The following is a 22,802-nucleotide window of genomic DNA, read 5'->3' as shown; positions in this document are numbered from 1 at the left end:
GAACACATGTTCGACACCCGGGGCAAGTGACTGTCAGGGGGATGGTCCACTCTGCCTCCATGACGGTGACCCTGGTGGTGATGGGCGTATCGGGTGTGGGCAAGAGCTCGGTGGCCGCCGAGCTCGTCCGGCGCACGGGATGGGAGTTCGTCGAGGGCGACGACCTGCACCCCGAGAGCAACCGCGCGAAGATGGCGAGCGGCATCCCGCTCGACGACGACGACCGCTGGCCCTGGCTCCGCCGCGTCGCCGCATGGATCGGGGAACAGGAGGCGGCGGGCCGCAGCGCGGTGGTCACGTGCTCGGCGCTCAAGCGCTCCTATCGCGACCTGCTGCTCGACGGTCATCCGTCCGTGCAGTTCGTCCACCTGCTCGCGCCGCCCGAGCTGATCGCGTCGCGGGTCACCGCTCGCACCGACCACTACATGCCGCCGTCCCTGCTGGACAGCCAGCTCGCCACCCTCGAACCACTCCTGCCCGAGGAGCCGGGCATCCGGGTCGACACCACCGGCGATGCCGCCACCGTCGCCGAGCGGGCCCTGGAGCAGCTGGGCAACCACTCACCCGAGGACGCCTCCGGTGATCATCCCCGCTGATCAGCCCCGGACGGGTGGCGCCCGTCCGGTGGACGTGCCCGCGTCGGCGTGCGCCGCGTTGACGGGATGTGCCCGTGTCACCTGAACCACCCGGGATCCCGCGCGGCCCCGAGCAGCCCCCGCCCGGAGCACACGACCCCCGGCGCCACCGGCACGGCCGGTCCGCCGGCGGTCCGGCGCGGGGCCGCGACGCCGCGGACGACGGCTACCCGGACGACTACGACGACGCGGCGTCCGAGGCCCCCACGTCGCCAACGGGATGGTCTCCGGTCGGCGCCGACACCGGCGACCAACTCGTCGCCACCCGCGCCACACCGGGCCGCCGCAGGCGCGCCGACCGGGGCGCGGAGCCTGCCGACACCGGCCGGCACGCCGTAGCGGCGCCACCCGCTGCAGCCGCTCGCGGCCCAGCGTCCGGGCACGGACACGGGCACGGGCACTCCCCCGCGCCGCCGGCGGGGCGGCGGGTGCGCCTGCTCATCGCCGCGCTGCTCGTCCCGTGCGCGCTGGCCACCCTCATCGGCGTCGTGCTGCTGTGGCCCTCCGGTGGTCCGCCCAGCACCGCGCAGCCCGTCAGCCAGCAACCGGTGCGGGCCGAGGTCACCAGCGCGAGCGCGGCCGACTGCAGCCAGGGCTCCGGCGACGGCGGGTGCGTCGCGCTCATCGTCCGGATGGCCGACGGGCCCATGCCGGGCCGCGACCTCGTGCAGGTCGTGCCCGTCGAACCCGGCTCCCCCACCTTCGCCGTCGGCGACCGGGTGGTGCTGGGCTGGTCCGGGGCCGACCCGAACGACCCCGGCTCGTACCAGGTGGTCGACTTCCAGCGCGGCGCACCGCTGGGCTGGCTCGCCGCCGTCTTCGCCGGTGCCGTGCTCGTGCTCGGGCGCTGGCGGGGTCTCGCCGCGCTCGCGGCGCTGGCGCTGAGCTTCGTGGTGCTGCTGATGTTCGTGCTGCCCGCGATCCTGGACGGGCACAGCCCGCTCGCCGTCGCCGTCGTGGGTTCCTGCGTGATCATGTTCGTGGTGCTCTACCTGACCCACGGGCCCTCGGCGCGCACGTCGACGGCCGTCCTCGGCACCTTGCTGTCGCTGGCCCTGATCGGCGCACTCGGCGCGGCGTTCTCGGTGGCCGCCCGGCTCACCGGCCTCGACGACCAGACGAGCAACCTGATCGCCACCCTGGGCACCGGCGTCGACGCCCGCGGCCTGCTGCTCGCCGGGGTGGTGATCGGGGCGCTCGGCGTGCTCGACGACGTCACCGTCACCCAGACCAGCGCGGTGTGGGAGCTGCGCCGGGCCAACCCCGAACTGGGGGCGCCCGGCCTCTTCGCGGCGGCGATGCGGATCGGGCGCGACCACGTGTCGTCGGCCGTCAACACGCTGGTGCTGGCCTACGCGGGAGCTTCGCTGCCGCTGCTGCTGCTGTTCACGCTGTCCGGCCGCGGGCTCTCCGACGTGGTCACCACGCAGGACGTGGCCACCGAGGTGGTACGCACGCTGGTGGGCAGCATCGGCCTGGTCGCCTCCGTGCCGATCACCACGGCGCTCGCCGCGGTGGTGGCCAGCCGGGAGGCCCCGGTCCACGAGTGAGGCGGTCCAGGAGTGCGGCTCACGGGCGGCGCGCCAGCAGGCTCGCCTCGCCGTCGCGCTCGGTGTGGGCCAGCCGGGTCAGGTTGCTGAACGCCGCGGGCAGCTCCCCGGCGGCCGCGCGGAACCGCCCGCCCTCGTCCCCCACCACCGACAGCACCGTCACCACGAGCAGCCCGCCGGGCGCGAGGCAGCGCGCGAGCACCGGGTACAGGGCGGGATCGCGGAACCGCTGGCACACCACCACGTCGTAGGGTCCGGCGCAGCCCTCGGGCAGGCCGTCGTCGAGGTCGTGGGCCCACCAGTGCACCTGGTCGCCCACCCCGCGGTCGGCCGCGAGCGCAGCGCCGAGCGCCAGCGCGGAGTCCGAGACGTCCACCGCGTCGACGTCGAGACCCCGCTCGGCGAGCCACAGGGCCACCGCGCCCCGCCCGCAGGCCACATCGAGCGCGCGTCCGGTGGCGGGGAGCAGGCGCTCGCGGCCGCGCAGCGCGTCCGGGGGCATCGGGAGGGTGGGGCCATCGGCCGCGGAGACCGCGGCGTGCCGGGCGTCCCAGCGCTCGCGATCCTCCGCTGCCACGAGAGGGAAGCGTAGTGGGGCTGCCCGGCCCGTCAGCGCAGCCGGGCGAGCACCGCGTCGGTCGCGCCTGCCAGGTCGACGTCCTGCTGGTCCCCCGACACCAGGTCCTTGAGGCCCACGGTGCCGGCCTCGAGGTCCCGCTCGCCCAGCACCAGCGCGAAGCGGGCCCCGGAGCGGTCGGCGGCCTTCATCGCGCCCTTGAGCCCGCGGCCGCCGTAGGCGAGGTCGACCCGCACCCCGGCCTTGCGCAGCTCCCCGGCCAGCACGACGAGGCGTCGCTTCGCCGCCTCCCCCAGCGGCACGCCGAAGACCTCGCAGCGCGCCTCGGACCATGGCGCGATCCCCTCGGCGCGGCAGGCCAGCAGCGTGCGGTCCACCCCGATGCCGTAGCCGACGCCGGAGAGCGGCTGGCCACCGAGGGTGGCCATCAGCCCGTCGTAACGGCCGCCGCCGCCGATCCCGGACTGCGCGCCGAGCCCGTCGTGCACGAACTCGAAGGTGGTCTTCGTGTAGTAGTCCAGCCCGCGCACCATCCGCGGGTTCTCCACGTAGGCCACGCCCAGGTCGTCGAGGTGCTGCTTCACCGCGGCGTGGTGCTCGGCGGAGACGGCGGAGAGGTGGTCGACCAGCAGCGGGGCGTCGGCCAGCAACGCACGCACCTCGGGGCGCTTGTCGTCGAGCACCCGCAGCGGGTTGATCGCCGCCCGGTTGCGGGTGGCCTCGTCGAGCGGGAGCCCGGCCAGGAACTCCTGCAGCAGCGCCCGGTACGGGGGACGGGACTCGGCGTCGCCGAGCGAGGTGATCTCCAGGCGGTAACCGGTGAGCCCGAGCGCGCGGAAGCCCTCGTCGGCGATCGCGATGACCTCGGCGTCGAGCGCCGGGTCGTCGACGCCGATCGCCTCGACACCCACCTGCTGCAGCTGGCGGTAGCGCCCGGCCTGCGGACGCTCGTACCGGAAGAACGGGCCCGCGTAGCGCAGCTTCACCGGGAGACCTGCCCGGTCGAGCCCGTGCTCGATCACCGACCGGACGACGCCTGCCGTGCCCTCCGGGCGCAGCGTCACCGACCGCTCCCCGCGGTCGGTGAAGGTGTACATTTCCTTGCTCACCACGTCGGTGGACTCGCCGACGCCGCGCGCGTAGAGCCCCGTCTCCTCGAAGACGGGAAGCTCGATGAGGCCGTAGCCCGCGCGGTCGGCCGCCCCGGCCAGCGTGGCGCGGACGTGCTCGAACCCCGCCGAGTCCGGCGGCACGTACTCCGGGATGCCCTTGGGGGCGGCGAACGCGGCAGGACGCTGTTCCACGGTGTCGGTCCGCTCCTCGCTGCGCGCGGCCGTCACAGCCCGCGTCCCTTGGTCGGCAGGTCGAGCCCCTGCAGGAACGGGTTGGACGCCCGCTCGCGCCCCACCGTGGTGGTGGGCCCGTGCCCGGGGAGGACGACAGCGGAGTCGTCGCGGGTGAGCAGCTTGTCGCGCAGGCTCTCGAGCATCTGGGCGTGGTCACCGCCGGGGAGGTCGGTGCGGCCGATCGACCCCGCGAAGAGCGTGTCGCCCGCGAGGATCACCTCGACGCCCTCCTCGGTCGGGGTCGTGAAGACCACCGAGCCGCGGGTGTGGCCGGGGGTGTGGTCGACGCGCAACGTGAGCCCGGCGAGATCGAGTGCGGCGCCGTCGGTGAGCTGGCGCACCTCCCGGGGCTCGCGGAGCTCCAGCCGGCCGCCGAAGAGCGCCGCGGCATCGGCCGAGATGCCCTTCATCGGGTCGGCCAGCATCTCCCGGTCGTCCGGGTGGATCCAGGCGGGGACGTCATGACCGTCGCAGACGGGCGCCACGCTGAACGTGTGGTCGAAGTGGCCGTGGGTGAGCAGCACCGCCACCGGCGTGAGCCGGTGCTCGGCGAGCAGCTCCTCGAGCGGTTCGACGGCGTCCTGGCCGGGGTCGACCACCACGCACGCCTCGCCCGCAGCCGCTGCCACGACGTAGCAGTTGGTCTGGAAGGAACCGGCGGGAAACCCTGCGACGAGCACACCACCACACTAGGACGTGCCCCGTATCGCAGGCTCGCCGGTTTATCCCCGCCCGGCCGGGACACCCGGTGCCGTGGACATCGGAGGGAAGCACCCGCAGGACACGACGACGGACGGCACGGTCGTCCGGATGGGCCGGGACGCCCCGAAGGGCGGCAGGATGCTGCTGCGTGGGGTGGGCAGCGGTGTGCTGGCCGGCCTGGCCGGAGCCGCGGTGATGACGGTCGCCGAGAAGGTCGAACAGGCCGTCACCCACCGCCCGGACAGCCAGGTCCCGGGCCGGGTGGCCGAACGGCTCCTCGGGCTGCCGCCGACCGGGGAGGCAGGTCTCGCGCGGCGGAGCCGGGCGATGCACATCGGGATGGCGGCCGGGGTCGGCGCGCTGCGCGGGGTGATGGCCTTCGCCGGGCTGCGCGGTCCGTGGGCCTCGTCGATGTTCACCGTGATCCGCCTGACCGCCGACCAGATCGCCGAGAACTGGACGGGGGTCGGCGCCCCGCCGTGGACGTGGCCGCGCGACGAGCTCGCCGTCGACGTGGGCGGCAAGACCGTGTACGCCTTCGTCACCGGGGCCGTGGCCGACCGGCTGGCCGCGGCAGCAGGCGTTTCCCCCGGCCTGCAGCACGCCCGCCTCGCCGGCGGCAGGCGCGTGCGGGACGTGGGCCCGGTCCCGGGCGGACGGATGTACCCGCGGCCCGCCTGACCGGCACCACCCGCACGCGCCCCCGACCTCTCCGGGACCTCACAGGGAGACTCGTTATCCTGCGGCCCGAGCAGCGAGAACGAGGGAGTACCGGGTGGCGACCAACCAGATGCGGCGCGATGCGGCGAAGCGCAAGCTGGCGAACCAGCAGCAGCGGCGGATCGAGCGGGCCAAGCGCCGGCAGCGGATCGCCATCATCACGTCCGCCGCCGTGGTCGTGGTCGTCGTCGTGGGAGTCGTGCTGCTCTCCACGCTGGGCGGCCGGGGCGCGGCACCGGCGGACCAGGCGGCAGCCCCGTCGTCGGCGCCTGCCGCCCCGGCCGCGCTGGGCCACTGCACGTTCACGCCCACGCCGAACGACCCCGCGTCGAAGCCCGCGCCCGTCCCGACCGTCGCGGACGCGAGCACCAGTGGCACCGTGCCGGTGGCGATGCAGACCGACCGGGGCGCGATCCCGCTGACGCTGGACCGCGCGAAGGGCCCGTGCGCCGTGGAGAACTTCCTGAGCCTGGCCAAGGCCGGCTTCTACAACGGCACCCCGTGTCACCGGCTCACCACCACCGACGGCCTGAAGGTCCTGCAGTGCGGCGACCCCACGGGCTCCGGTTCGGGCGGCCCCGGCTACACGATCAACGACGAGCCGCCCACCGGGCTGGCGCCCGCCGCGAACGGCACCGTGGTGTACCCGCGGGGCACCGTGGCGATGGCGAAGACCTCCGCGCCCAACTCGGGCGGCAGCCAGTTCTTCCTCGTGTACGCCGACTCCACCCTCCCGCCCGACTACACGGTCTTCGGCACCATCGGGGACGCCGGACTGGCCACGCTCGACGAGGTCGCCAAGGCAGGGTCGGACAACTCGAACGGCACCGGTGACGGCAAGCCGGTCACTCCTGTCACGATCCAGACCGTCACCGCCGGCTGAACCGGGCGAGGGTGATCGGGGGAGGCCGCGCGTCGGTCGTCGTGCTGCTGGCGGCCGCAGCCGTGCTGACGGCCTGCTCCCCCGCCCCGCCTGCGGTGACACCACCGCTCGGTGACCACGTCCGGATCGAGCAGGGTGAGCTCGCCGGGGGCAGTGACTCCGGGATGCTGCGCTTCCAGGGCATCCCCTATGCGGCGCCGCCGGTCGGGCCGCTGCGCTGGCAACCGCCGCAGCCGGCGCCGGGCTGGAGCGGCACCCGCAGCGCGGCGCAGCCCGGCAGCCGGTGCGCGCAGCTCGGCGCGGGCGCGGACGTCCCCCACGGCACGCCGGGCAGCACGAGCGAGGACTGCCTCACGCTCAACGTGACGGTGCCGGTGGGGACGACGCCGACGTCGCGGCTGCCGGTGGTCTTCTGGATCCACGGCGGCGGTTTCAACGCGGGAGCGGGATCCGACGTCGACCCGCGGCGGCTCGCCGCGGCCGGGCCGCTGATCGTCGTCACGATCAACTACCGGCTCGGGGTCTTCGGTTTCTTCGGCCTGCACGGCCTGCCCGGATCCGGGTCGTTCGCGTTGCTGGACCAGCAGGCGGCGATGCACTGGGTGCGACGCAACATCACGGCGTTCGGCGGCGACCCGGGTTCGGTCACCCTGGCCGGCGAGTCGGCGGGCGCCGACAGCGTCTGCGCACAGCTCAGCTCACCCGGTGCGGTGGGCCTCTACCAGCGCGCGATCCTGCAGAGCGGCGGGTGCAGCACCGCGAACATCGTGGACGTCATCCGTCCCGGCGCCGGGCCCGGCGGCGACACGTGGAAACCGCTCCCGCTGGTGGAGGCGGCAGGTGCCGGCGTCGCGACCGCGCTGGGCTGCCCCGACCCCGCCAGGACGCCGGTCGCCGCGCTCGCCTGCATGCGCGCCCTGCCCACCGAGCGGCTCGTGGACGGGGCGGGCGTCTACTGGAGCCCCGCGACCGGCACCGCCACCCTCCCCCGGCGGCCGTCGGACGTGGTGGTCGACGGCGACCTGCGCCCGACACCGCTGCTCGCCGGCACCACGCGCGACGAGGGCACGCTGTTCACCGCCGCGTTCTTCGACCGCGGCGGCGGCCCGCTCACCGAGGCCGGCTTCCGGACCCTGCTCGGGGCGGCCGCGGGATCCCGTAGCGCCGTGGCCACCCGCAGCTACCCGCTCGGTGGCGGCCGGTCACCGGGCCGGGTGTGGTCCGACGTGGTGACCGACCGCGGCTACGCCTGCACCACCCTCGCCACCCACCGGCTGCTGGGCCCTCGGGCCCCGCTGTACGCGTACGAGTTCGCCGACCCCACGGCGCCCTCGCCGTTCGCGGCGCTGCCTCCCCATCTCGCCACCGGCGTCACGCACGGGGCGGAGATGCCCTACCTGTTCGACCTGGTGCCCGACCAGCCCCCGCTCGCTGCCGACCAGCAGGTGCTGGCCACCGAGATGGTGGGTGCCTGGGCCCGGTTCGCGGCCACCGGCAACCCCAACGGCGGCAGCGGCCCGGTCTGGCCGCACTGGGCCGGGGACGGCTCGATACTGACGATCACGGGCCCCGGCCGGGGCACCGTCGCGCGGCCGGCCGCCGAGTTCGCCGCCGAGCACCGGTGCAGCCTGTGGGACCTGGGCTGAGCCGCCCGAGGATCAGCTCGCCGACGTCACCCGGTACACGTCGTAGACGCCTTCGACGTTGCGCACCGCACGCAGCACGTGGCCGAGGTGCTTCGGGTCGCCCATCTCGAAGCTGAAGCGCGACACCGCGACGCGGTCGCGGGACGTCTGCACCGTGGCCGACAGGATGTTGACCTTCTCGTCGGCCAGCACCTTGGTGATGTCCGACAGCAGCCGGTGCCGGTCGAGCGCCTCCACCTGGATCGCCACGAGGAACACCGACCCCGGGGACACCGACCAGGCGACCTCGACCAGCCGTTCCGAGCGGTTCTGCAGATCGGAGGCGTTGGTGCAGTCGGTGCGGTGCACCGAGATGCCACCGCCGCGGGTGACGAACCCGAGGATCTCGTCGCCGGGCACGGGCGTGCAGCAGCGCGCGAGCTTCGTGTACAGGTCGGCGAGATCCGCACCTTCCCCGCGGACCACCACCCCCGCGTCGCCTCCGGCCCGGCGCAACCGCACCGTGGACGGCGTGGCACGCTCGGCGAGGTCCTCCTCGGCCTGCTCGACCCCACCCAGCAGGGCGACGAGGCGCTGGACGACGTGGCGGGCGCTCGCGTGGCCCTCCCCGACGGCGGCGTAGAGGCCCGACAGGTCCGGGAAGTGCAGCTCCCGCGACAGCGCGGCCATCGCGTCGGCGGAGACGAGCCGCTGCAGCGGCATCGACGTACGCCGAGCCTCCCGGGCGATCGCCTCCTTGCCCGCCTCGATCGCCTCCTCGCGGCGCTCCTTGGCGAACCACTGCTTGATCTTGGTCTTCGCCCGCGGGGACGCGACGAAGGCGAGCCAGTCGCGGCTCGGGCCCGCGCCCTCGGCCTTCGACGTGAAGATCTCGACGACGTCACCCGACTCGAGCTTGCGCTCCAGCGCGACGAGCCTGCCGTTGACCCGGGACCCGATGCACCGGTTGCCCACCTCGGTGTGCACCGCGTAGGCCAGGTCGACCGGCGTGGACCCGGTGGTCAGCGTGATCACGTCGCCCTTGGGCGTGAAGACGAAGATCTCCTTCGACGCGAGGTCGAAGCGCAGTGACTCCAGGAAGTCGCCGGGGTCGGCCGCCTCCCGCTGCCAGTCGAGCAGCTGGCGCATCCACGACATCTCGTCGACCTCGACGGTGGCCGTGGACCAGTTCGCGCCGTTCTGGTTGCGGGGGGTCTCCTTGTACCGCCAGTGCGCCGCGATCCCGTACTCCGCGGTGCGGTGCATGTCGTGGGTGCGGATCTGCACCTCGAGGGGCTTGCCGTCCGGGCCGATCACGGTGGTGTGCAGCGACTGGTACACCCCGAACCGCGGCTGGGCGATGTAGTCCTTGAACCGGCCGGGCATCGGCTGCCACAGCGCATGGACCATGCCCATCGCGGCGTAGCAGTCGCGCACCTCGTCGACCAGGACCCGGACACCCACGAGGTCGTGGATGTCGTCGAAGTCGCGGCCCTTGACGATCATCTTCCGGTAGATCGAGTAGTAGTGCTTCGGCCTGCCCTCGACCGTGGCCGCGATGCGCGCCGCGTCGAGCTGCTGCGTGACCTCGTCGATGACCTGCTTGAGGTACGTGTCACGCGACGGGGCCCTCGTCGCGACCAGCCGGACGATCTCGGAGTACTTCTTCGGGTGCAGGATCGCGAAGGACAGGTCCTCGAGCTCCCACTTGACCGTGGCCATCCCGAGCCGGTGGGCCAGCGGTGCCAGCACCTCGAGGGTCTCGCGGGCCTTCTTCGCCTGCTTCTCCGGCGGCAGGAAGCGCATCGTGCGCATGTTGTGCAGCCGGTCCGACAGCTTGATCACGAGCACCCGGGGGTCCCGGGCCATCGCGACGACCATCTTGCGGATCGTCTCCGCCTCGGCGGCCGATCCCAGCTCGACCTTGTCGAGCTTGGTGACGCCGTCGACGAGGTGGGCCACCTCCTCGCCGAAGTCGGCGCGCAGCCGGTCGAGCGAGTAGTCGGTGTCCTCCACCGTGTCGTGCAGCAGTGCCGCCACGAGCGTGGTGGTGTCCATGCCCAGCTCGGCCAGGATCGTGGAGACGGCCAGCGGGTGGGTGATGTACGGATCACCGGACTTGCGTTTCTGGCCCTCGTGCTTCGCCTCGGCCACGTCGTAGGCTCGCTGCAGCAGGGCGAGATCGGCCTTCGGGTGCAGGGCGCGATGCACGCTGGCGAGCGGTTCGAGAACCGGAGCGACCACGGCCACGCGCTGCGGGGTCATCCGGCGGGCGATCCGCGCCCGCACCCGCCGCGTTGCCGAGGGCTTGGACGTGGTCGCCACCGGACTCTCCGGCCCGGGGACCGGCGGCGCTACCGGTTGCACATCCGTCATGCGTTCTCGCGCTCCACCCGATGGAGGATAGTCCCGCGTCGACGAGGTGGCAGCGGCGCCCGAGTCAGGGGCGACGCCGGCGCCTCGGAATCAGACCCGCAGCAGGGCGTGCACCGGGATCGGCGCGAGCCGTTCCCGGCCTCCCAGTGCTGCCAGTTCCAGCAGCACGGCGAAGCCGGTCACGTCGGCACCGACGTCGGCCAGCAGCGCGTACGCCGCCGCTGCCGTGCCGCCGGTGGCCAGCACGTCGTCGACGATGAACACCTTCGACCCCGGGGCGACGGTGTCGGCCGACAGCTCCAGGGTGGCGGTGCCGTACTCGAGGTCGTAGGTCTGCGAGGCCGCCACCCGGGGCAGCTTGCCCGCTTTGCGGACGGGCACGAGCCCGGTGCCTGCGACGACGGCGACCGCCGCGCCGAGCAGGAACCCGCGCGCCTCCACCCCTGCCACGATCTCGGCGTCGCCCACGAGCGACGCCAGCTCGGTGACGACCGCGGCGAACGCCTCCGCGTCGGCGAGGACGGGCGTGATGTCGCGGAACAGCACGCCCGGCGACGGGTAGTCCGGCACGTCCCGCACGAGCGCGGCCACCCTGGCGAGGTCGGCCTCGGCCTCCGGGTCGGCGATGGCGACGACATCCGGGACGAGGTCAGGGCCCGGGGTCATCCCCGCCTCTTGCCGGTGGGACGCGACGCCTTGCCGGTGGGCCGGGCGGCGCGGGCGCCGCCATGGCGGTCGCCCGCCTTGCCCGGCCGGGACGGCGTGCTCGCGGCGGCCGCCATCGCGCGTTCCCTGCGCAGCTCGGTGGCGAGCACCCCGTCGTCGGTGAGGTCGGGGTCGCCGTCGGAGTCGTCCGCGCCGAGGGCACCGGCGAGTGCTCCCGCTGCCCGGCGGCGGCGGGCCAGCACGCGCTCGGCCTGCTGCCGGAACCTCTTGTCGCGCATCTTCAGGTCCACCAGCAGCGGGGTGGCGAGCAGCAGCGACGAGACGGCACCGGCGATGATGCCGACCATCTGCACAAGTGCGAGGTCGGCGAGTGTGCCGACCCCGAGCAGTCCGACGCCGACCACCATCAGCCCGACCACCGGCAGCACCGCGATCAACGACGTGTTGATCGAGCGCATCAAGGTCTGGTTCAGCGCCAGGTTCGCGGCCTCCCCGTAGGTGCGCCGCGTGAGCCCCAGCAGGCCGCGGGTGTTCTCCTTGACCTTGTCGAACACCACGACCGTGTCGTAGAGCGAGAAGCCCAGGATCGTCAGCAGACCGATCACCGTGGCGGGCGTGACCTCGAACCCGACGATCGAGTACACACCGGCGGTGACGATGATGTCGTGCGCGAGCGCGACCAGCGCCGCGACCGCCATGGCGCGCTCGAAGTAGAACGCCAGGAAGATCGTGACCAGCACGAGGAACACGGCCAGCGCGATGAGCGCCTGCCGGGTGATCTGGCCGCCCCAGCTCCCGCTGACGTCGCTGTCGCTGATCGCCTGCAGGGACGGCGCGCCGGCGGGACCCACGGGCTTGAACGCGTCGAACAGCGCCTGCTTCAGCGTCACGAGCTGGGCGGGGTCGAGCGACTCCGAGCGGATGAGCACGGAGGCGGCCTGGCCGGTGCCCACGGTCTGCACCGCGGCGGGCTCCTCGCCGATGGTCCGTTCGTAGACCCCGCTCACCGCGGTGACGTCCGCCGGGGCGGACGTACCGGCCGACGGGAACTGCAACTGCGTGCCACCGGTGAAGTCGATGCCGAGGTTGAAGCCACGGAAGACGATCGACACGAGGCAGACGAGCACCAGCAACCCGAACGCGATGTACCAGCTACGCCTGCGGCCCACGAGGTCGAACGACCCCGTGCCGGTGTAGAGGCCGGAGAGAAGACCCTTCCGAGAAGGGGTGGTGGTCGCCATCTCTCAGGCTCCCTTCGATGCGCCGGCCGACGTGGCGGCCCGCTTGCGGTCGGCACCGATCTTCGCCACCGCACCCAGGCCCGACAGCGCCGGGCTGCCGAACACCCGGGAGTTGGACGCGAGCGCGACCAGCGGATGCGTCACCAGGAAGACGACGATGAGGTCGAGCACTGTGGACAGGCCCAGAGTGAACGCGAAACCCCTCACCTGGCCGACGGCGAGCAGGTACAGCACGGCCGAGGCCAGGAAGCTGATCGCATCGGCGGACAGAATCGTGCGCCGCGCCCGCACCCAGCCTCGGGGGACCGCCGACCGGAAGCTGCGGCCCTCACGCATCTCGTCCTTGAGGCGTTCGAAGAAGATCACGAACGAGTCGGCGGTGATGCCGATGGCCACGATGAACCCGGCCACCCCGGCGAGGTCGAGCGTGAAGCCGATCCACCGTCCGAGCAGCACCAGCACCGCGTAGACGATCACGCCGGACAGCACCAGCGACAGGATCGTCAGCACCCCGAGCACGCGGTAGTAGAAGAGGCAGTAGATGAACACCAGCAGCAGGCCGAGGCCACCCGCGATCAGCCCGGCCTGCAGCGAGGCCAGCCCGAGCGTCGCCGAGACCGTCTGGGCCTCCGACGACTCGAACGACAGGGGCAGCGAGCCGTACCGCAGCGTGTTGGCGAGGTCCTGGGCGGACTTCTGGTTGAACTGCCCCGAGATCTCGGTGGGGCCGTAGATCGCGCTCTGGATCGTAGGGGCGGAGACGACCTCGCCGTCGAGCACGAACGCGGCGCTCTTGCCGATGTTCTGAGAGGTGTACTGCCCCCAGATCGCGGCGCCCTCGCTCTTGAACGTGAGGCTGATGACCCAGCCGGCGCCCTGCGAGTTCTGCTGCGCCATCGCGTTGTCGATCTGGGTGCCCTCGAGGAAGCTGGGGCCGAGGACGTACTTCTCGGTGCCGTCCTGGCTGCAGGCGACCAGCGGGAGCTTGGGGTCGTCGTATCCGCGCAGCGGGTCGTTGGCGCTGCAGTTGAGCGTGGTCAGCGCCATCTGCTGCACGGTGGGGTCGGTGCTCTGGCGCACCTGCCGGGCCGCGGCGATGGCCGCGGCCACCTGCGGGTCGGCGGGAGATGCCGGAGTGACTGCCCCCGGGTCCGGTGGTGGCGGCGGGGCAGGCTGTCCCGGCGGGGCGGACTGTGCCGGCTGCGCGGGCTGTGCCGGCGGGGCCGGCGGCGGAGCGGGTGTGGGGTTCTGCAGCGGCGCCGTGAAGGCCACCGGAGCCACCCCGCGCTCCACAGGAGCCGCCGGGTCGGCCGCGCCCTGCGGCTGGTCGGCCGGGGCGGGCGCACCGGACGGCGGCGCGGCGGGAGGCGGCGCACCCGGGCTGGGCGTGACGGCGGGGGCACCCGGGGCGGGAGCCGGAGCGCCCGGCTGGCCCGCCTCGGGACCCGGCGGCGCGGCCGGAGCCGACGCCACCGGGCCGCCGATGACCTCACGGAACCGCAGCTGGGCGGTCTGACCCAGCGATCGGGCCTGGTCACCCTCCTGGCCGGGCACCGTGATCGTCAGGTTGCTGCCGTCGAGCACCACCTCGGCGCCGCTGACGCCGAGACCGTTGACCCGGTCCTCGATGATCTGCTGCGCCAGCAGGAGCTGGTCCCGGGGCGGCTCCGCGCCCGTCTCGGTGCGCGCCTGCAGGGTGACCCGAGTGCCGCCCTGCAGATCGATACCGAGCTTGGGGGCGGCGCGACCGTCGCCGGTGAAGAACACCAGTGCGTAGAGCACGATGACGACACCGGCGAACGCCGCCAGGTAGCGCCAGGGACGAATCCGCCCCGGGGTGGTTGCCACTGCTGAATTCTCTTCCTGTCAGAAAACGCCCGCGTTCAGTTGCGGGAGGTGCCGTTCGCGGAGTCGTCCTTCTCCAGCGACGGTGCCTTGTCCAGCGACGGCGCCTTGTCGTCGTCGGCGACCGAGGGGGTCGCCTCGCCCGATGCCACCACCGGGGCGGCGGGCGCGTCGACCACGCCCGGCTCGAGTGCGACCGGGTTGACCTTCTCACGGACCGCGGCGCGCACCCACGTGGTGACGACGCCGTCCGCGATCTCCAGGTCGACGGTGTCCTCGTAGGAGGCGTCGACAACCGTGGCCCGGAGACCCGACGTGGTCATGACCACGTCACCGACCTCCAGCGCGGCCTGCAGCTTCTGCGTCTCCGCGACCTGACGGCGCTGGCGCCGCCCGGACAGGAAGATCGGGATGAACAGCAGCAGGATGAGTAGTGGGAACAGCAGCGAGAGGTCCATGGTCTCCGTATCTCCGCACGTCGAGAGCCACCCGAGTCTGCCAGCCCCCGCTCAGAACAACGCGGGAGGGCCACCCTGGGTGACGTTCGGTGGCGGAGTGATGCCCAGATGGGCCCAGGCAGCCGCCGTGGCCACCCGGCCCCGCGGCGTGCGGGCCAGCATTCCGGCCCGCACCAGGTACGGCTCGCAGACCTCTTCGACGGTACCGGGTTCCTCCCCGACAGCGACAGCGAGCGTGGAAACACCCACCGGACCACCGCCGAACGAGCGGACCAACGCCCCCAGCACGGCCCGGTCCAGCCGGTCCAGGCCCAGCTCGTCGACGTCGTAGACGGCCAGGGCGTCCCGCGCCACCTTCCGGGTGACCGCACCGTCGGCGCGCACCTGCGCGAAGTCGCGGACGCGGCGCAGCAGGCGGTTGGCGATCCGCGGGGTGCCCCGCGACCGGGAGGCGATCTCCTCGGCGCCGTCCCGGCGCAGGTCGACGTCGAGGATGACGGCCGCGCGGCGCAGCACGAGCTCCAGCTCGGCCGGCTCGTAGAACTCCATGTGCGCGGTGAAGCCGAACCGGTCGCGCAGCGGTCCCGTGAGCGCACCCGACCGTGTGGTCGCCCCGACCAGCGTGAACGGGGCGATCTCCAGCGGGATGGAGGTGGCACCCGGGCCCTTCCCCACCACCACGTCGACCCGGAAGTCCTCCATCGCCAGGTAGAGCATCTCCTCGGCGGGGCGGGCGATCCGGTGGATCTCGTCGATGAACAGCACGTCACCGGACTCGAGGTTGGACAGCATCGCGGCGAGGTCGCCCGCCCGTTCGAGCGCGGGTCCCGAGGTCAGCCGGATCGCGGCTCCCATCTCGGCCGCGACGATGAGCGCGAGGCTCGTCTTGCCGAGGCCCGGCGGCCCCGACAGCAGGATGTGGTCGGGCGGGTCACCGCGGCGCCGCGCACCCTCCAGCACCAGCTCCAGCTGTTCGCGGACCCGGGGCTGCCCGATGAACTCGGTGAGGTTGCGTGGCCGCAGGGTGGCGTCGACCTCGAGGTCCTCCGGTTCGGGCCCGGGGGTCAGTGCGACGTCACTCATCGGGACCGGCCCAGGCGGGCCAGTGCGGCACGCAGGAGCGTGCTCGCGTCGGTGTCGGCGCCGTCGCCCGCCAGCACCGCGTCCACGGCCTGTTCGGCGGGCTTCGCCGTGAACCCGAGACCGACGAGTGCCTCCACGACCTGCTCACGGCGCGGGTTCGCGCCGTTCGCCGTGATCGGGAGCGTGGCCGGGGCCGCCGACGGGGCGTCGACCTTGTCCTTCAGCTCCAGCACCAGGCGCTCGGCTCCCTTGCGCCCGATGCCGGGCACGCGGGTGATCGTGGTCAGGTCACCGTCGAGGAGGGCGCGGCGGAGCACGTCGGGGGCGAGCACGGCGAGGGTGGCGAGCGCGATGCGCGGCCCGATGCCGCTCACCGTCTGCAGCAGCCCGAACAGCTCGCGTTCCTCGTCGTCGGCGAAGCCGAACAGCGTGAGTGAGTCCTCCCGCACCACGAGTGCCGTGGCCAGGCGGCTCGGCTGCCCGCGCCGCAGCCCGGCCAGCGTGGTGGGCGTGGCGTACACGGCCAGGCCGACGCCGCCGACCTCGACGACGGCGTGGTCGAGCCCGATCTCCAGCACCTCGCCGCGCACCGAGCTGATCACGACGCCTCCCCCGCGGCCTTCGCCGCCGCCTTCGCCCCAGCCGCCTTCGCCGCGGCCGCCAGCCGGGCCCGGTGGGCTCGGGCCAGCTCGGCCGACCGGGCCTGTGCCTGTGCCATCCGGTCCAGCATGGGCGCCCGCCAGCAGTGGCAGATCGCCAGGGCCAGCGCATCGGCGGCGTCGGCGGGCCGGGGCGCCGTCTCCAGGCCGAGCAGGCGCGTGACCATGGTGGTGACCTGCTGCTTGCCTGCCCGGCCCTCACCGGTGACGGCCGCCTTCACCTCGCTGGGCGTGTGGAACGCGACGGGCAGCCCCGCCCGCGCCGCGAGCAGCGCCACCACCCCGCTGGCCTGCGCCGTTCCCATCACGGTGCGGACGTTGTGCTGGCTGAACACCCGCTCGATCGCGACGACGTCGGGCCGGTGCCGCTCGATCCAGCGCTCGACCTCGGCACCGACGGCCAGCAGCCGCTCGGCGACGGGCGCCTCAGGAGGGGTCGTGACGACGCCGACGTCCACACACCGCACGGTGCGCCCACCCGAACCGTCGACGACCCCGAGCCCACACCGGGTCAGTCCCGGGTCGACGCCGAGCACCCGCACACCGTCTCCTCTCGCGCGAACAGCCGTTCGAGAGGGCAGGCTACCGGCGCGGTATCCGGCCCCGATGGGGGCGCGCCGTCAGCGGTGGGCGCCTTTCCGTAGCACGCTGTGCGGCGTCAGCCGCTGCACGCCGCGCACGCCTCGTCGCCCCCAGGAGCGAGCATGTCCCCGACCGACCGTCTCGGCACGTACCTCAACGACCACATCGGAGGAGCGAACGCGGGCGTGGAGATGGCCCGGCAGCTCGAGGAGGCCGTCCGCGGCGAGCCGGCGGCCGCCGGGCTCGGGCCGATCGCCGCCGACGTCGAGGAGGACCTGGCGACGCTCCGCCGCCTCGTGGAGGTGCTCGGGGTCGGGAGCAACCCGGTGAAGCAGGCCGCGGGGTGGATCGCGGAGAAGGTCCATCGGCTCGGGGTGGACGAGCGGGTGACCCACAGCCGCGAGCTGACGCTGCTGCTGCAGGCCGAGAGCCTCGCGCTCGGCGTGGAGGGCAAGCTCGCGCTCTGGCTGTCGCTGCTGGAGGTGGCCCCGGCGTACCCGCAGCTCAGCTGCATCGACCTGCCCGCGCTGGCCGATCGGGCGCGGGACCAGCGGCGCCGGCTGGAGACCGTGCGGCTCGGCGCTGCCCGCGCCGCCTTCGCCGCCGCCGACTGACCGGACGGGCCCCGGCCGTCAGGCCACGCGCTGGGTGAGGCTGAACCAGTTGCCGGAGTCGTCGCGGAACACGGCCTCGATCCCGTAGGGCCGCCGCGCGGGCTCCTGGACGAACACGACGCCGCGGGCCGAGAGCTCCTCGTAGGTCTTCTGGCAGTCGTCGGTGCCCATCACCCCCGCGCCGAGCGCGCCCTTGGCGATCAGGGAGCGCATCTGGTCCGCGGTCTCCTCGTCCTGGCCCATCCCGACGGCGGCGAGGACGATCTCCAGGTCGGGCTGGTCGGGCGGGCTGACGGTGAGCCAGCGGAAGCCGGTGCCCGACCCCTCGAACTCCGCGCCCATGGTGAGGTCACCGCGCAGCTCGAACCCGAGCTTCTCGGTGTAGAACCGCTTCGCCGAGTCCTGATCGACCACGTACACGGTGGTGTGCGACATCCTGCTGATCATCTGGTCCTCCGGGTCGGTGACGGGATGCACAGACGCTAGGACCGCTCCACCGCCGCGGGCTTCTCCGCGCTTGCGGTGGTGGCGCCGGGACGGCTCCACGCCATGACGAAGCAGCCGGGCACCCGCGGAGCTCCCCGCTCGGCGTGCACCTTGCGGTACTGCGTGGGGGAGGCGCCGACGAGCTCCGAGAACCGGGCGCTGAACGAGCCGAGGCTGCTGAAGCCGACGAGGTGGCAGATCTCGGTGACGGTGAGGTCGGCCGAGCGCAGGAGGTCCTGTGCCCGCTCCACCCGGCGGCGGGTGAGGTACTGGCCCGGTGTCTCGCCGTAGGCCGCGCGGAACCCGCGGGCGAAGTGGTAACGGGAGAAGCCGGCGGCCCGGGCCATCGCGTCGAGGTCGAGCGGCTCGGCGTACTGCCGGTCGATCAGGTCACGCGCCCGCCGCAGATGGAACACCGCGGGCACGACAGGGCCGTTCACGCCCCCATCCTCCCGTACCCGCCCCGCGCTCTCACCGCGCGACACCGGACGGAAACCCGCTGGTGGCATGCCGGGAGTCGGGCGGATCATCCCGGTTCACCCGCGTCCGGCCGCCGTACGCTGCGACGATGCGCGACGACCGGCTCCTGCTGCGCGAGTTCCTGCGCGCCCCCACCCAGGTCGCCACGGTGACGGCGAGCTCCGACGCGCTCGTCGCCGCGATGCTCGCCCCGCACGTGATCGGGGACGAGTCCGTGGTCGTCGAGCTCGGGGCGGGCACGGGACACCTCACCGACGCCGTCCAGCGCCGGCTGGGCGGTCGCGGCCGCCACCTCGCCATCGAGCTCAGCCCCGTGCTGGCGCAGCGGCTGACCGCCCGCCACCCCGCCGTCACCGTGGTGTGCGCCGACGCGGCCGAGCTGCCCGACGTGTTGCACGCCCACGGGATCACGACGGCCGACGTGATCTGCAGCCTGCTGCCCTGGGCGGCCTACGCCGCCGCACCGATCCCCGCCATCGCCGCCGCCGCTCTGGCGCCCACCGGCACGTTCACCCAGGTCTCACTCCTGCTGACCCACCTGCTGCCCCCGGCCCGCCGTCAGGAACGCGACCTCAGGGCCGCGTTCGCCGAGCTCACCGTGAGCCCGCCCGTGTGGCGCAACCTCCCCCCGGCCCGCATCCTCGCCGCCTCCGGCCCGCGCGGCTGAGCTGCCGCAGGCGGTTCCGCGCGCCCGGCCCGGCCTTTGCAGGGTCCGGGGGCTCTGCGAGGACCTGACGCAGCGCGCGGAACCGCCCGGCTGTCGGGCTGTAGCGTCGATGCCATGGTCGAGGAGCCGGGCGCCGTGCCCGTGGAGATCGTCGAGCTGCTCGTCTCGCCCGTGCACGCCTACGAGGGACGCCCGCTGGACGGCCCGCGTCCCGACCCGGACGGCACACGGCCCGACACCGTCGAGGTCCGCGCCGGCCTCGGCCTGGTCGGGGACCGGTACTACGGCCGCGCGGCGCACCGGCGCGCGGCCGTCACGTTCTTCGCGGCCGAGTCGCTCGCCGAGGTCGCGCACGAGCTCGGCCTCGCCGACGTGCCCGACGCCGGGCTCACCCGGCGCAACGTGGTGCTGCGCGGCTTCCCGGTGGACCGGCTGGCCGCCAGGCGGGGCACCGAAGGGGCGATCTTCAGCATCGACTCCGGTGCCGGCCCGGTGCGCTTCCGCGCACACCGCCCGGCCAACCCCTGCAGCTGGATGGACGTGGTGCTGGCGCCGGGCGCGTTCCGCGCGATGCGGGGCCGGGGCGGGGTGCGGTGCGAACCGCTCGACGACGGGGTGCTGCGCCGCGGGCCGGCGGTGCTGCGCGTGGAGGCGACGCCCCACGAGCAGCCCGAGGCCGGTCAGTGGGCCGCGTCGTCCCAGCTGCGCCCGTAGCCCACCGAGACCTCCAGCGGCACGCTCAGCGACGCGGCGGCACCCATCTCGCGGCGCACGAGCGTCTCCACGACCTCGCGCTCACCCTCGGCGAGCTCGAGCACCAGCTCGTCGTGCACCTGCAGCAGCATCCGGCTACGCAGCCCCTCGCCGGTGAGCGCCCGGTGCACCCCGAGCATCGCGACCTTGATGATGTCGGCCGCGCTGCCCTGGATGGGGGCGTTGAGCGCCATCCGCTCGGCCATCTCCCGGCGCTGGCGGTTGTCGTTCGTGAGGTCGGGCAGGTAGCGGCGGCGACCCATGATCGTGGCGGTGAAGCCGTCCTTGCGGGCGATGTCGACGATGCTGCGCAGGTAGTCGCGCACCCCGCCGAAGACGTTGAAGTACTCGTCCATGAGGCCGCGGGCCTCCTCGGTGGAGATCCGCAGCTGGCCGGCCAGGCCGAACGAGGAGAGGCCGTAGGCCAGCCCGTAGTTCATCGCCTTGATCTTGGCCCGCTGCTCCCCCGAGACCTCGGTGGGCTCGCAGCCGAAGACCCGCCCCGCCGTCTGGGCGTGGAAGTCGTGGCGCGAGCGGAAGGCCTCGATCAGCGCGGCGTCCTCCGACAGGTGGGCCATGATCCGCATCTCGATCTGGCTGTAGTCGGCCGTCATCAACTCGCCGTACTCCGGGCCCACCACGAACGTCTCGCGGATGCGCCGGCCCGCCGCGGTGCGGATCGGGACGTTCTGCAGGTTGGGCTCGGTGGAGCTCAGCCTGCCGGTGGCCGCGATCGTCTGGCTGTAGGTGGTGTGGATCCGCCCGTCGTCGGCCACGGACTTGAGCAGGCCGTCGACGGTGACCTTGAGCCGCGTTGCGTCGCGGTGCAGCAGCAGATGGGAGAGGAACTCGTGCCCCGTCTGCTCGAAGAGCGTCTGCAGCGCGTCGGCGTCGGTGGTGTAGCCGGTCTTGGTGCGCTTGGTCTTCGGCATGTTGAGCTCGTCGAACAGCACGGCCTGCAGCTGCTTCGGCGAGCCGAGGTTGATCTCCTTGCCGATCACCGTGTAGCTGTCCTGCGCGGCCTGCTTCACCTGCGCGGCGAACTCGGACTCCAGCGCGGCGAGCGCCTCACCGTCGACCGCGATGCCGGCCTGCTCCAGGTCGGCCAGCACGAACTCCAGCGGCAGCTCCAGCTCCGCCAGCAGCTCGGTGCCGCCGCGTTCGGCCAGCTCGGCGTCGAGGGCGTCGGCCAGCTCCGCGACGGCGGACGCGGCGATCATCTGCGCCTGGGCGCGCGCGGCGTCGGCCTCCTCTTCACCGCTCGGAGCGTCAGCGGAGAGCGCATCAGCACGGCCGAGGAGGGAGAGCTGGCCGTCCTCGGCCTCGCCGTCGGCCCGCAGCTCGCGCCGCAGGTAGCGCAGCGCGAGGTCGGCCAGGTCGAAACTGCGCTGGCCCGGCCGCGACAGGTAGGCGGCCAGCGCGGTGTCGCTGGTGAGCCCGGCGAGGCTCCAACCTCGACCCCGCAGCGCGTGCAGCGCCGACTTGGCGTCGTGGGCGGCCTTCGGCACGTCCGGGTCGGCGAGCCACTCCCCCAGCGCGGCCTCGTCGTCGGGCGTGAGCACGGTGACGTCGAGGTAGCCGGCCTGTGGGACGCCCGCCGTGGCACCGGCCGCCCTGGCCTCGACCGTGGGCTCGCCGGCCGCGAGCCCGATGCCGGCGACGTCGGCAGCCGTGGGGCCGCCGGTGAGGCCGTGGAAGGCCAGGCCGACGCGGCGACCGTCGCGGGCGTGCGCGTCGAGCCAGGCCCGCACACCGCCCGGCTCGATGGCCCCGCCCTGCACCTCGATGCCGCCCTCGGCCTCCGGCTCCGCGCTCTGCAGCGTGGCGAACAGGCGCTCACGCAGCACCCGGAACTCCAGCTCGTCGAAGAGCCGGTGGACGGCGTCGCGGTCCCACGGCCGCAGTTCGAGATCGGCGGGCGCCGCCTCGAGCGGGACGTCGCGGATCAGCTCGGTGAGCTGGCGGTTGAGCAGTACTCCGGCCAGGTGGGCGCGCAGCGCGTCGCCCGCCTTGCCCTTGACCTCGTCGACGCGGTCGGTGAGCTCGGCGAGCGAGCCGAACTCGCGTACCCACTTCGCTGCGGTCTTCTCCCCGACGCCCGGGATGCTCGGCAGGTTGTCGCTGGGGTCGCCCCGCAGGGCCGCGAAATCGGGGTACTGGGCCGGGGTCAGGCCGTAGCGGTTCATCACCTCGGCCGGGTCGATGCGGCCCAGGTCGGACACCCCGCGCTTCGGGTACAGCACCATGACGTCGTCGCTGACCAGCTGGAACGCGTCGCGGTCGCCGGTGGTGATCAGCACCTGGAAGCCGTCGGCCTCCGCCTGCGTGGCGAGCGTGGCGATCAGGTCGTCGGCCTCGTAGCCCTCGACGCCGAACTCCGGGATCGCGAGCGCCCGCAGCACCTCCTTGATGAGGTCGACCTGGCCCCGGAAGTCGTCGGGAGTGGCCGAGCGGTTGGCCTTGTACTCGGTGTAGCGCTCGGACCGGAACGTGGTGCGCGAGACGTCGAAGCACACCGCGAGGTGGGTGGGCTGCTCGTCGCGCAGCAGGTTGATGAGCATCGACGTGAAGCCGTAGACCGCGTTGGTGGTCTGCCCCGTGCCGGTGCGGAAGTTCTCGGCCGGCAGCGCGAAGAAGGCGCGGTAGGCGAGCGAGTGCCCGTCGAGCAGCAGGAGCCGCTTTCCGGTGGACGACGGCGCAGCGGGCGCGGCAGGCCTCTGGCGGGTGCGGGTGGCGGGGCTCATCGACGGCGAGTCTAGGACCGCACCCCGACAGTTCCGCACACGGACGGGCTCCGTTCTCGAAGAGCCGGGAACCACACGGCCCGTTCCGCCGTTCCCGTGGTGACATGTGA

At 73.4% G+C, this 22,802-nt stretch carries 22 protein-coding genes; 8 read left to right on the top strand and 14 right to left on the bottom strand.

Going from position 1 to position 22,802, the window contains the following annotated elements:
- Positions 1–59: 59 nt before the first annotated feature.
- Positions 60–596 (top strand): gluconokinase, encoded by a 537-nt coding sequence (locus tag AC5L35_RS31970; RefSeq protein ID WP_495063460.1) that lies wholly within the window; start codon positions 60–62, stop codon positions 594–596.
- A gap of 74 nt (positions 597–670) precedes the next feature.
- Complete coding sequence (locus tag AC5L35_RS31965; protein WP_495063459.1) at positions 671–2,185, top strand: YibE/F family protein; 1,515 nt, start codon at positions 671–673, stop codon at positions 2,183–2,185.
- Positions 2,186–2,204: 19 nt separating this feature from the next.
- On the opposite strand, the gene AC5L35_RS31960 is transcribed toward AC5L35_RS31965, so the two are convergent.
- From AC5L35_RS31960 to AC5L35_RS31950, 3 genes are read right to left on the bottom strand one after another with little or no spacing between them, the layout of a single operon-like run.
- Positions 2,205–2,762 (bottom strand): class I SAM-dependent methyltransferase, encoded by a 558-nt coding sequence (locus AC5L35_RS31960; RefSeq protein ID WP_495063458.1) that lies wholly within the window; start codon positions 2,760–2,762, stop codon positions 2,205–2,207.
- Between the two features lie 32 nt (positions 2,763–2,794).
- Positions 2,795–4,066, bottom strand: coding sequence for a histidine--tRNA ligase (gene hisS / locus AC5L35_RS31955; protein WP_495063487.1), 1,272 nt, complete (start codon positions 4,064–4,066; stop codon positions 2,795–2,797).
- 32 nt (positions 4,067–4,098) lie between these two features.
- Complete coding sequence (locus AC5L35_RS31950; RefSeq protein ID WP_495063457.1) at positions 4,099–4,788, bottom strand: MBL fold metallo-hydrolase; 690 nt, start codon at positions 4,786–4,788, stop codon at positions 4,099–4,101.
- 160 nt (positions 4,789–4,948) lie between these two features.
- Between AC5L35_RS31950 and AC5L35_RS31945 the strand changes: the two genes are divergently transcribed.
- The 3 genes from AC5L35_RS31945 to AC5L35_RS31935 all read left to right on the top strand — a co-directional run bounded on the left by AC5L35_RS31945 (position 4,949) and on the right by AC5L35_RS31935 (position 8,059).
- On the top strand, positions 4,949–5,491 hold the full coding sequence (locus AC5L35_RS31945) for a hypothetical protein (protein ID WP_495063486.1): 543 nt from the start codon (positions 4,949–4,951) through the stop codon (positions 5,489–5,491).
- A gap of 94 nt (positions 5,492–5,585) precedes the next feature.
- Entirely contained in the window at positions 5,586–6,413 is an 828-nt protein-coding gene (locus AC5L35_RS31940) for a peptidylprolyl isomerase (protein ID WP_495063456.1), read from the top strand.
- Between the two features lie 11 nt (positions 6,414–6,424).
- Positions 6,425–8,059 (top strand): carboxylesterase/lipase family protein, encoded by a 1,635-nt coding sequence (locus AC5L35_RS31935; protein WP_495063455.1) that lies wholly within the window; start codon positions 6,425–6,427, stop codon positions 8,057–8,059.
- Positions 8,060–8,071: 12 nt separating this feature from the next.
- On the opposite strand, the gene AC5L35_RS31930 is transcribed toward AC5L35_RS31935, so the two are convergent.
- From AC5L35_RS31930 to ruvC, 8 genes are all read right to left on the bottom strand, one after another.
- The gene (locus AC5L35_RS31930; protein ID WP_495063454.1) at positions 8,072–10,414 is read right to left on the bottom strand and encodes a RelA/SpoT family protein; all 2,343 of its coding nucleotides are present in this window, start codon (positions 10,412–10,414) and stop codon (positions 8,072–8,074) included.
- Positions 10,415–10,504: 90 nt separating this feature from the next.
- Positions 10,505–11,080: an adenine phosphoribosyltransferase gene (locus AC5L35_RS31925; RefSeq protein ID WP_495063453.1), complete on the bottom strand. Its 576-nt coding sequence runs from the start codon at positions 11,078–11,080 to the stop codon at positions 10,505–10,507.
- A complete protein-coding gene (gene secF, locus AC5L35_RS31920) occupies positions 11,077–12,321 on the bottom strand; it encodes a protein translocase subunit SecF (RefSeq protein ID WP_495063452.1) in 1,245 nt (414 codons plus the stop codon). The genes AC5L35_RS31925 and secF overlap by 4 nt, the downstream gene beginning before the upstream one ends.
- A 3-nt stretch (positions 12,322–12,324) precedes the next feature.
- The gene (gene secD, locus AC5L35_RS31915) at positions 12,325–14,169 is read right to left on the bottom strand and encodes a protein translocase subunit SecD (protein WP_495063451.1); all 1,845 of its coding nucleotides are present in this window, start codon (positions 14,167–14,169) and stop codon (positions 12,325–12,327) included.
- 35 nt (positions 14,170–14,204) lie between these two features.
- Positions 14,205–14,624 carry a preprotein translocase subunit YajC gene (gene yajC, locus AC5L35_RS31910; protein ID WP_495063450.1) on the bottom strand — a complete coding sequence of 140 codons (420 nt, stop codon included), beginning with the start codon at positions 14,622–14,624 and terminating at the stop codon, positions 14,205–14,207.
- 51 nt (positions 14,625–14,675) lie between these two features.
- The gene (ruvB, locus tag AC5L35_RS31905) at positions 14,676–15,707 is read right to left on the bottom strand and encodes a Holliday junction branch migration DNA helicase RuvB (RefSeq protein ID WP_495063449.1); all 1,032 of its coding nucleotides are present in this window, start codon (positions 15,705–15,707) and stop codon (positions 14,676–14,678) included.
- The gene (gene ruvA, locus AC5L35_RS31900; RefSeq protein ID WP_495063448.1) at positions 15,704–16,309 is read right to left on the bottom strand and encodes a Holliday junction branch migration protein RuvA; all 606 of its coding nucleotides are present in this window, start codon (positions 16,307–16,309) and stop codon (positions 15,704–15,706) included. The genes ruvB and ruvA overlap by 4 nt, the downstream gene beginning before the upstream one ends.
- Positions 16,306–16,908 (bottom strand): crossover junction endodeoxyribonuclease RuvC, encoded by a 603-nt coding sequence (gene ruvC, locus AC5L35_RS31895; protein ID WP_495063447.1) that lies wholly within the window; start codon positions 16,906–16,908, stop codon positions 16,306–16,308. Before ruvC ends, ruvA begins: the two co-directional genes overlap by 4 nt.
- A 162-nt stretch (positions 16,909–17,070) precedes the next feature.
- Here ruvC and AC5L35_RS31890 point away from each other — a divergent pair, with 162 nt between their 5' ends.
- Entirely contained in the window at positions 17,071–17,562 is a 492-nt protein-coding gene (locus AC5L35_RS31890; protein ID WP_495063446.1) for a hypothetical protein, read from the top strand.
- A gap of 18 nt (positions 17,563–17,580) precedes the next feature.
- Here AC5L35_RS31890 and AC5L35_RS31885 read toward each other — a convergent pair whose 3' ends face one another.
- Both AC5L35_RS31885 and AC5L35_RS31880 read right to left on the bottom strand, forming a co-directional pair.
- Positions 17,581–17,997 (bottom strand): VOC family protein, encoded by a 417-nt coding sequence (locus AC5L35_RS31885; RefSeq protein WP_495063445.1) that lies wholly within the window; start codon positions 17,995–17,997, stop codon positions 17,581–17,583.
- 47 nt (positions 17,998–18,044) lie between these two features.
- The gene (locus AC5L35_RS31880) at positions 18,045–18,488 is read right to left on the bottom strand and encodes a helix-turn-helix domain-containing protein (RefSeq protein ID WP_495063444.1); all 444 of its coding nucleotides are present in this window, start codon (positions 18,486–18,488) and stop codon (positions 18,045–18,047) included.
- 128 nt (positions 18,489–18,616) lie between these two features.
- On the opposite strand from AC5L35_RS31880, the gene AC5L35_RS31875 reads away from it, so the two are divergent.
- Both AC5L35_RS31875 and AC5L35_RS31870 read left to right on the top strand, forming a co-directional pair.
- Positions 18,617–19,195, top strand: coding sequence for a class I SAM-dependent methyltransferase (locus AC5L35_RS31875; RefSeq protein ID WP_495063443.1), 579 nt, complete (start codon positions 18,617–18,619; stop codon positions 19,193–19,195).
- 114 nt (positions 19,196–19,309) lie between these two features.
- Positions 19,310–19,909 carry an MOSC domain-containing protein gene (locus AC5L35_RS31870; protein ID WP_495063442.1) on the top strand — a complete coding sequence of 200 codons (600 nt, stop codon included), beginning with the start codon at positions 19,310–19,312 and terminating at the stop codon, positions 19,907–19,909.
- On the opposite strand, the gene polA is transcribed toward AC5L35_RS31870, so the two are convergent.
- On the bottom strand, positions 19,876–22,692 hold the full coding sequence (polA, locus tag AC5L35_RS31865; protein ID WP_495063441.1) for a DNA polymerase I: 2,817 nt from the start codon (positions 22,690–22,692) through the stop codon (positions 19,876–19,878). The two genes, AC5L35_RS31870 and polA, sit on opposite strands and share 34 nt — an antisense overlap.
- Positions 22,693–22,802 lie beyond the last annotated feature (110 nt).

The organism is Pseudonocardia sp. OZ21 (assembly GCF_059359135.1).
The sequence above is the reverse complement of the archived record's forward strand: the minus strand, read 5'-3'. Positions and strand labels throughout refer to the sequence as shown.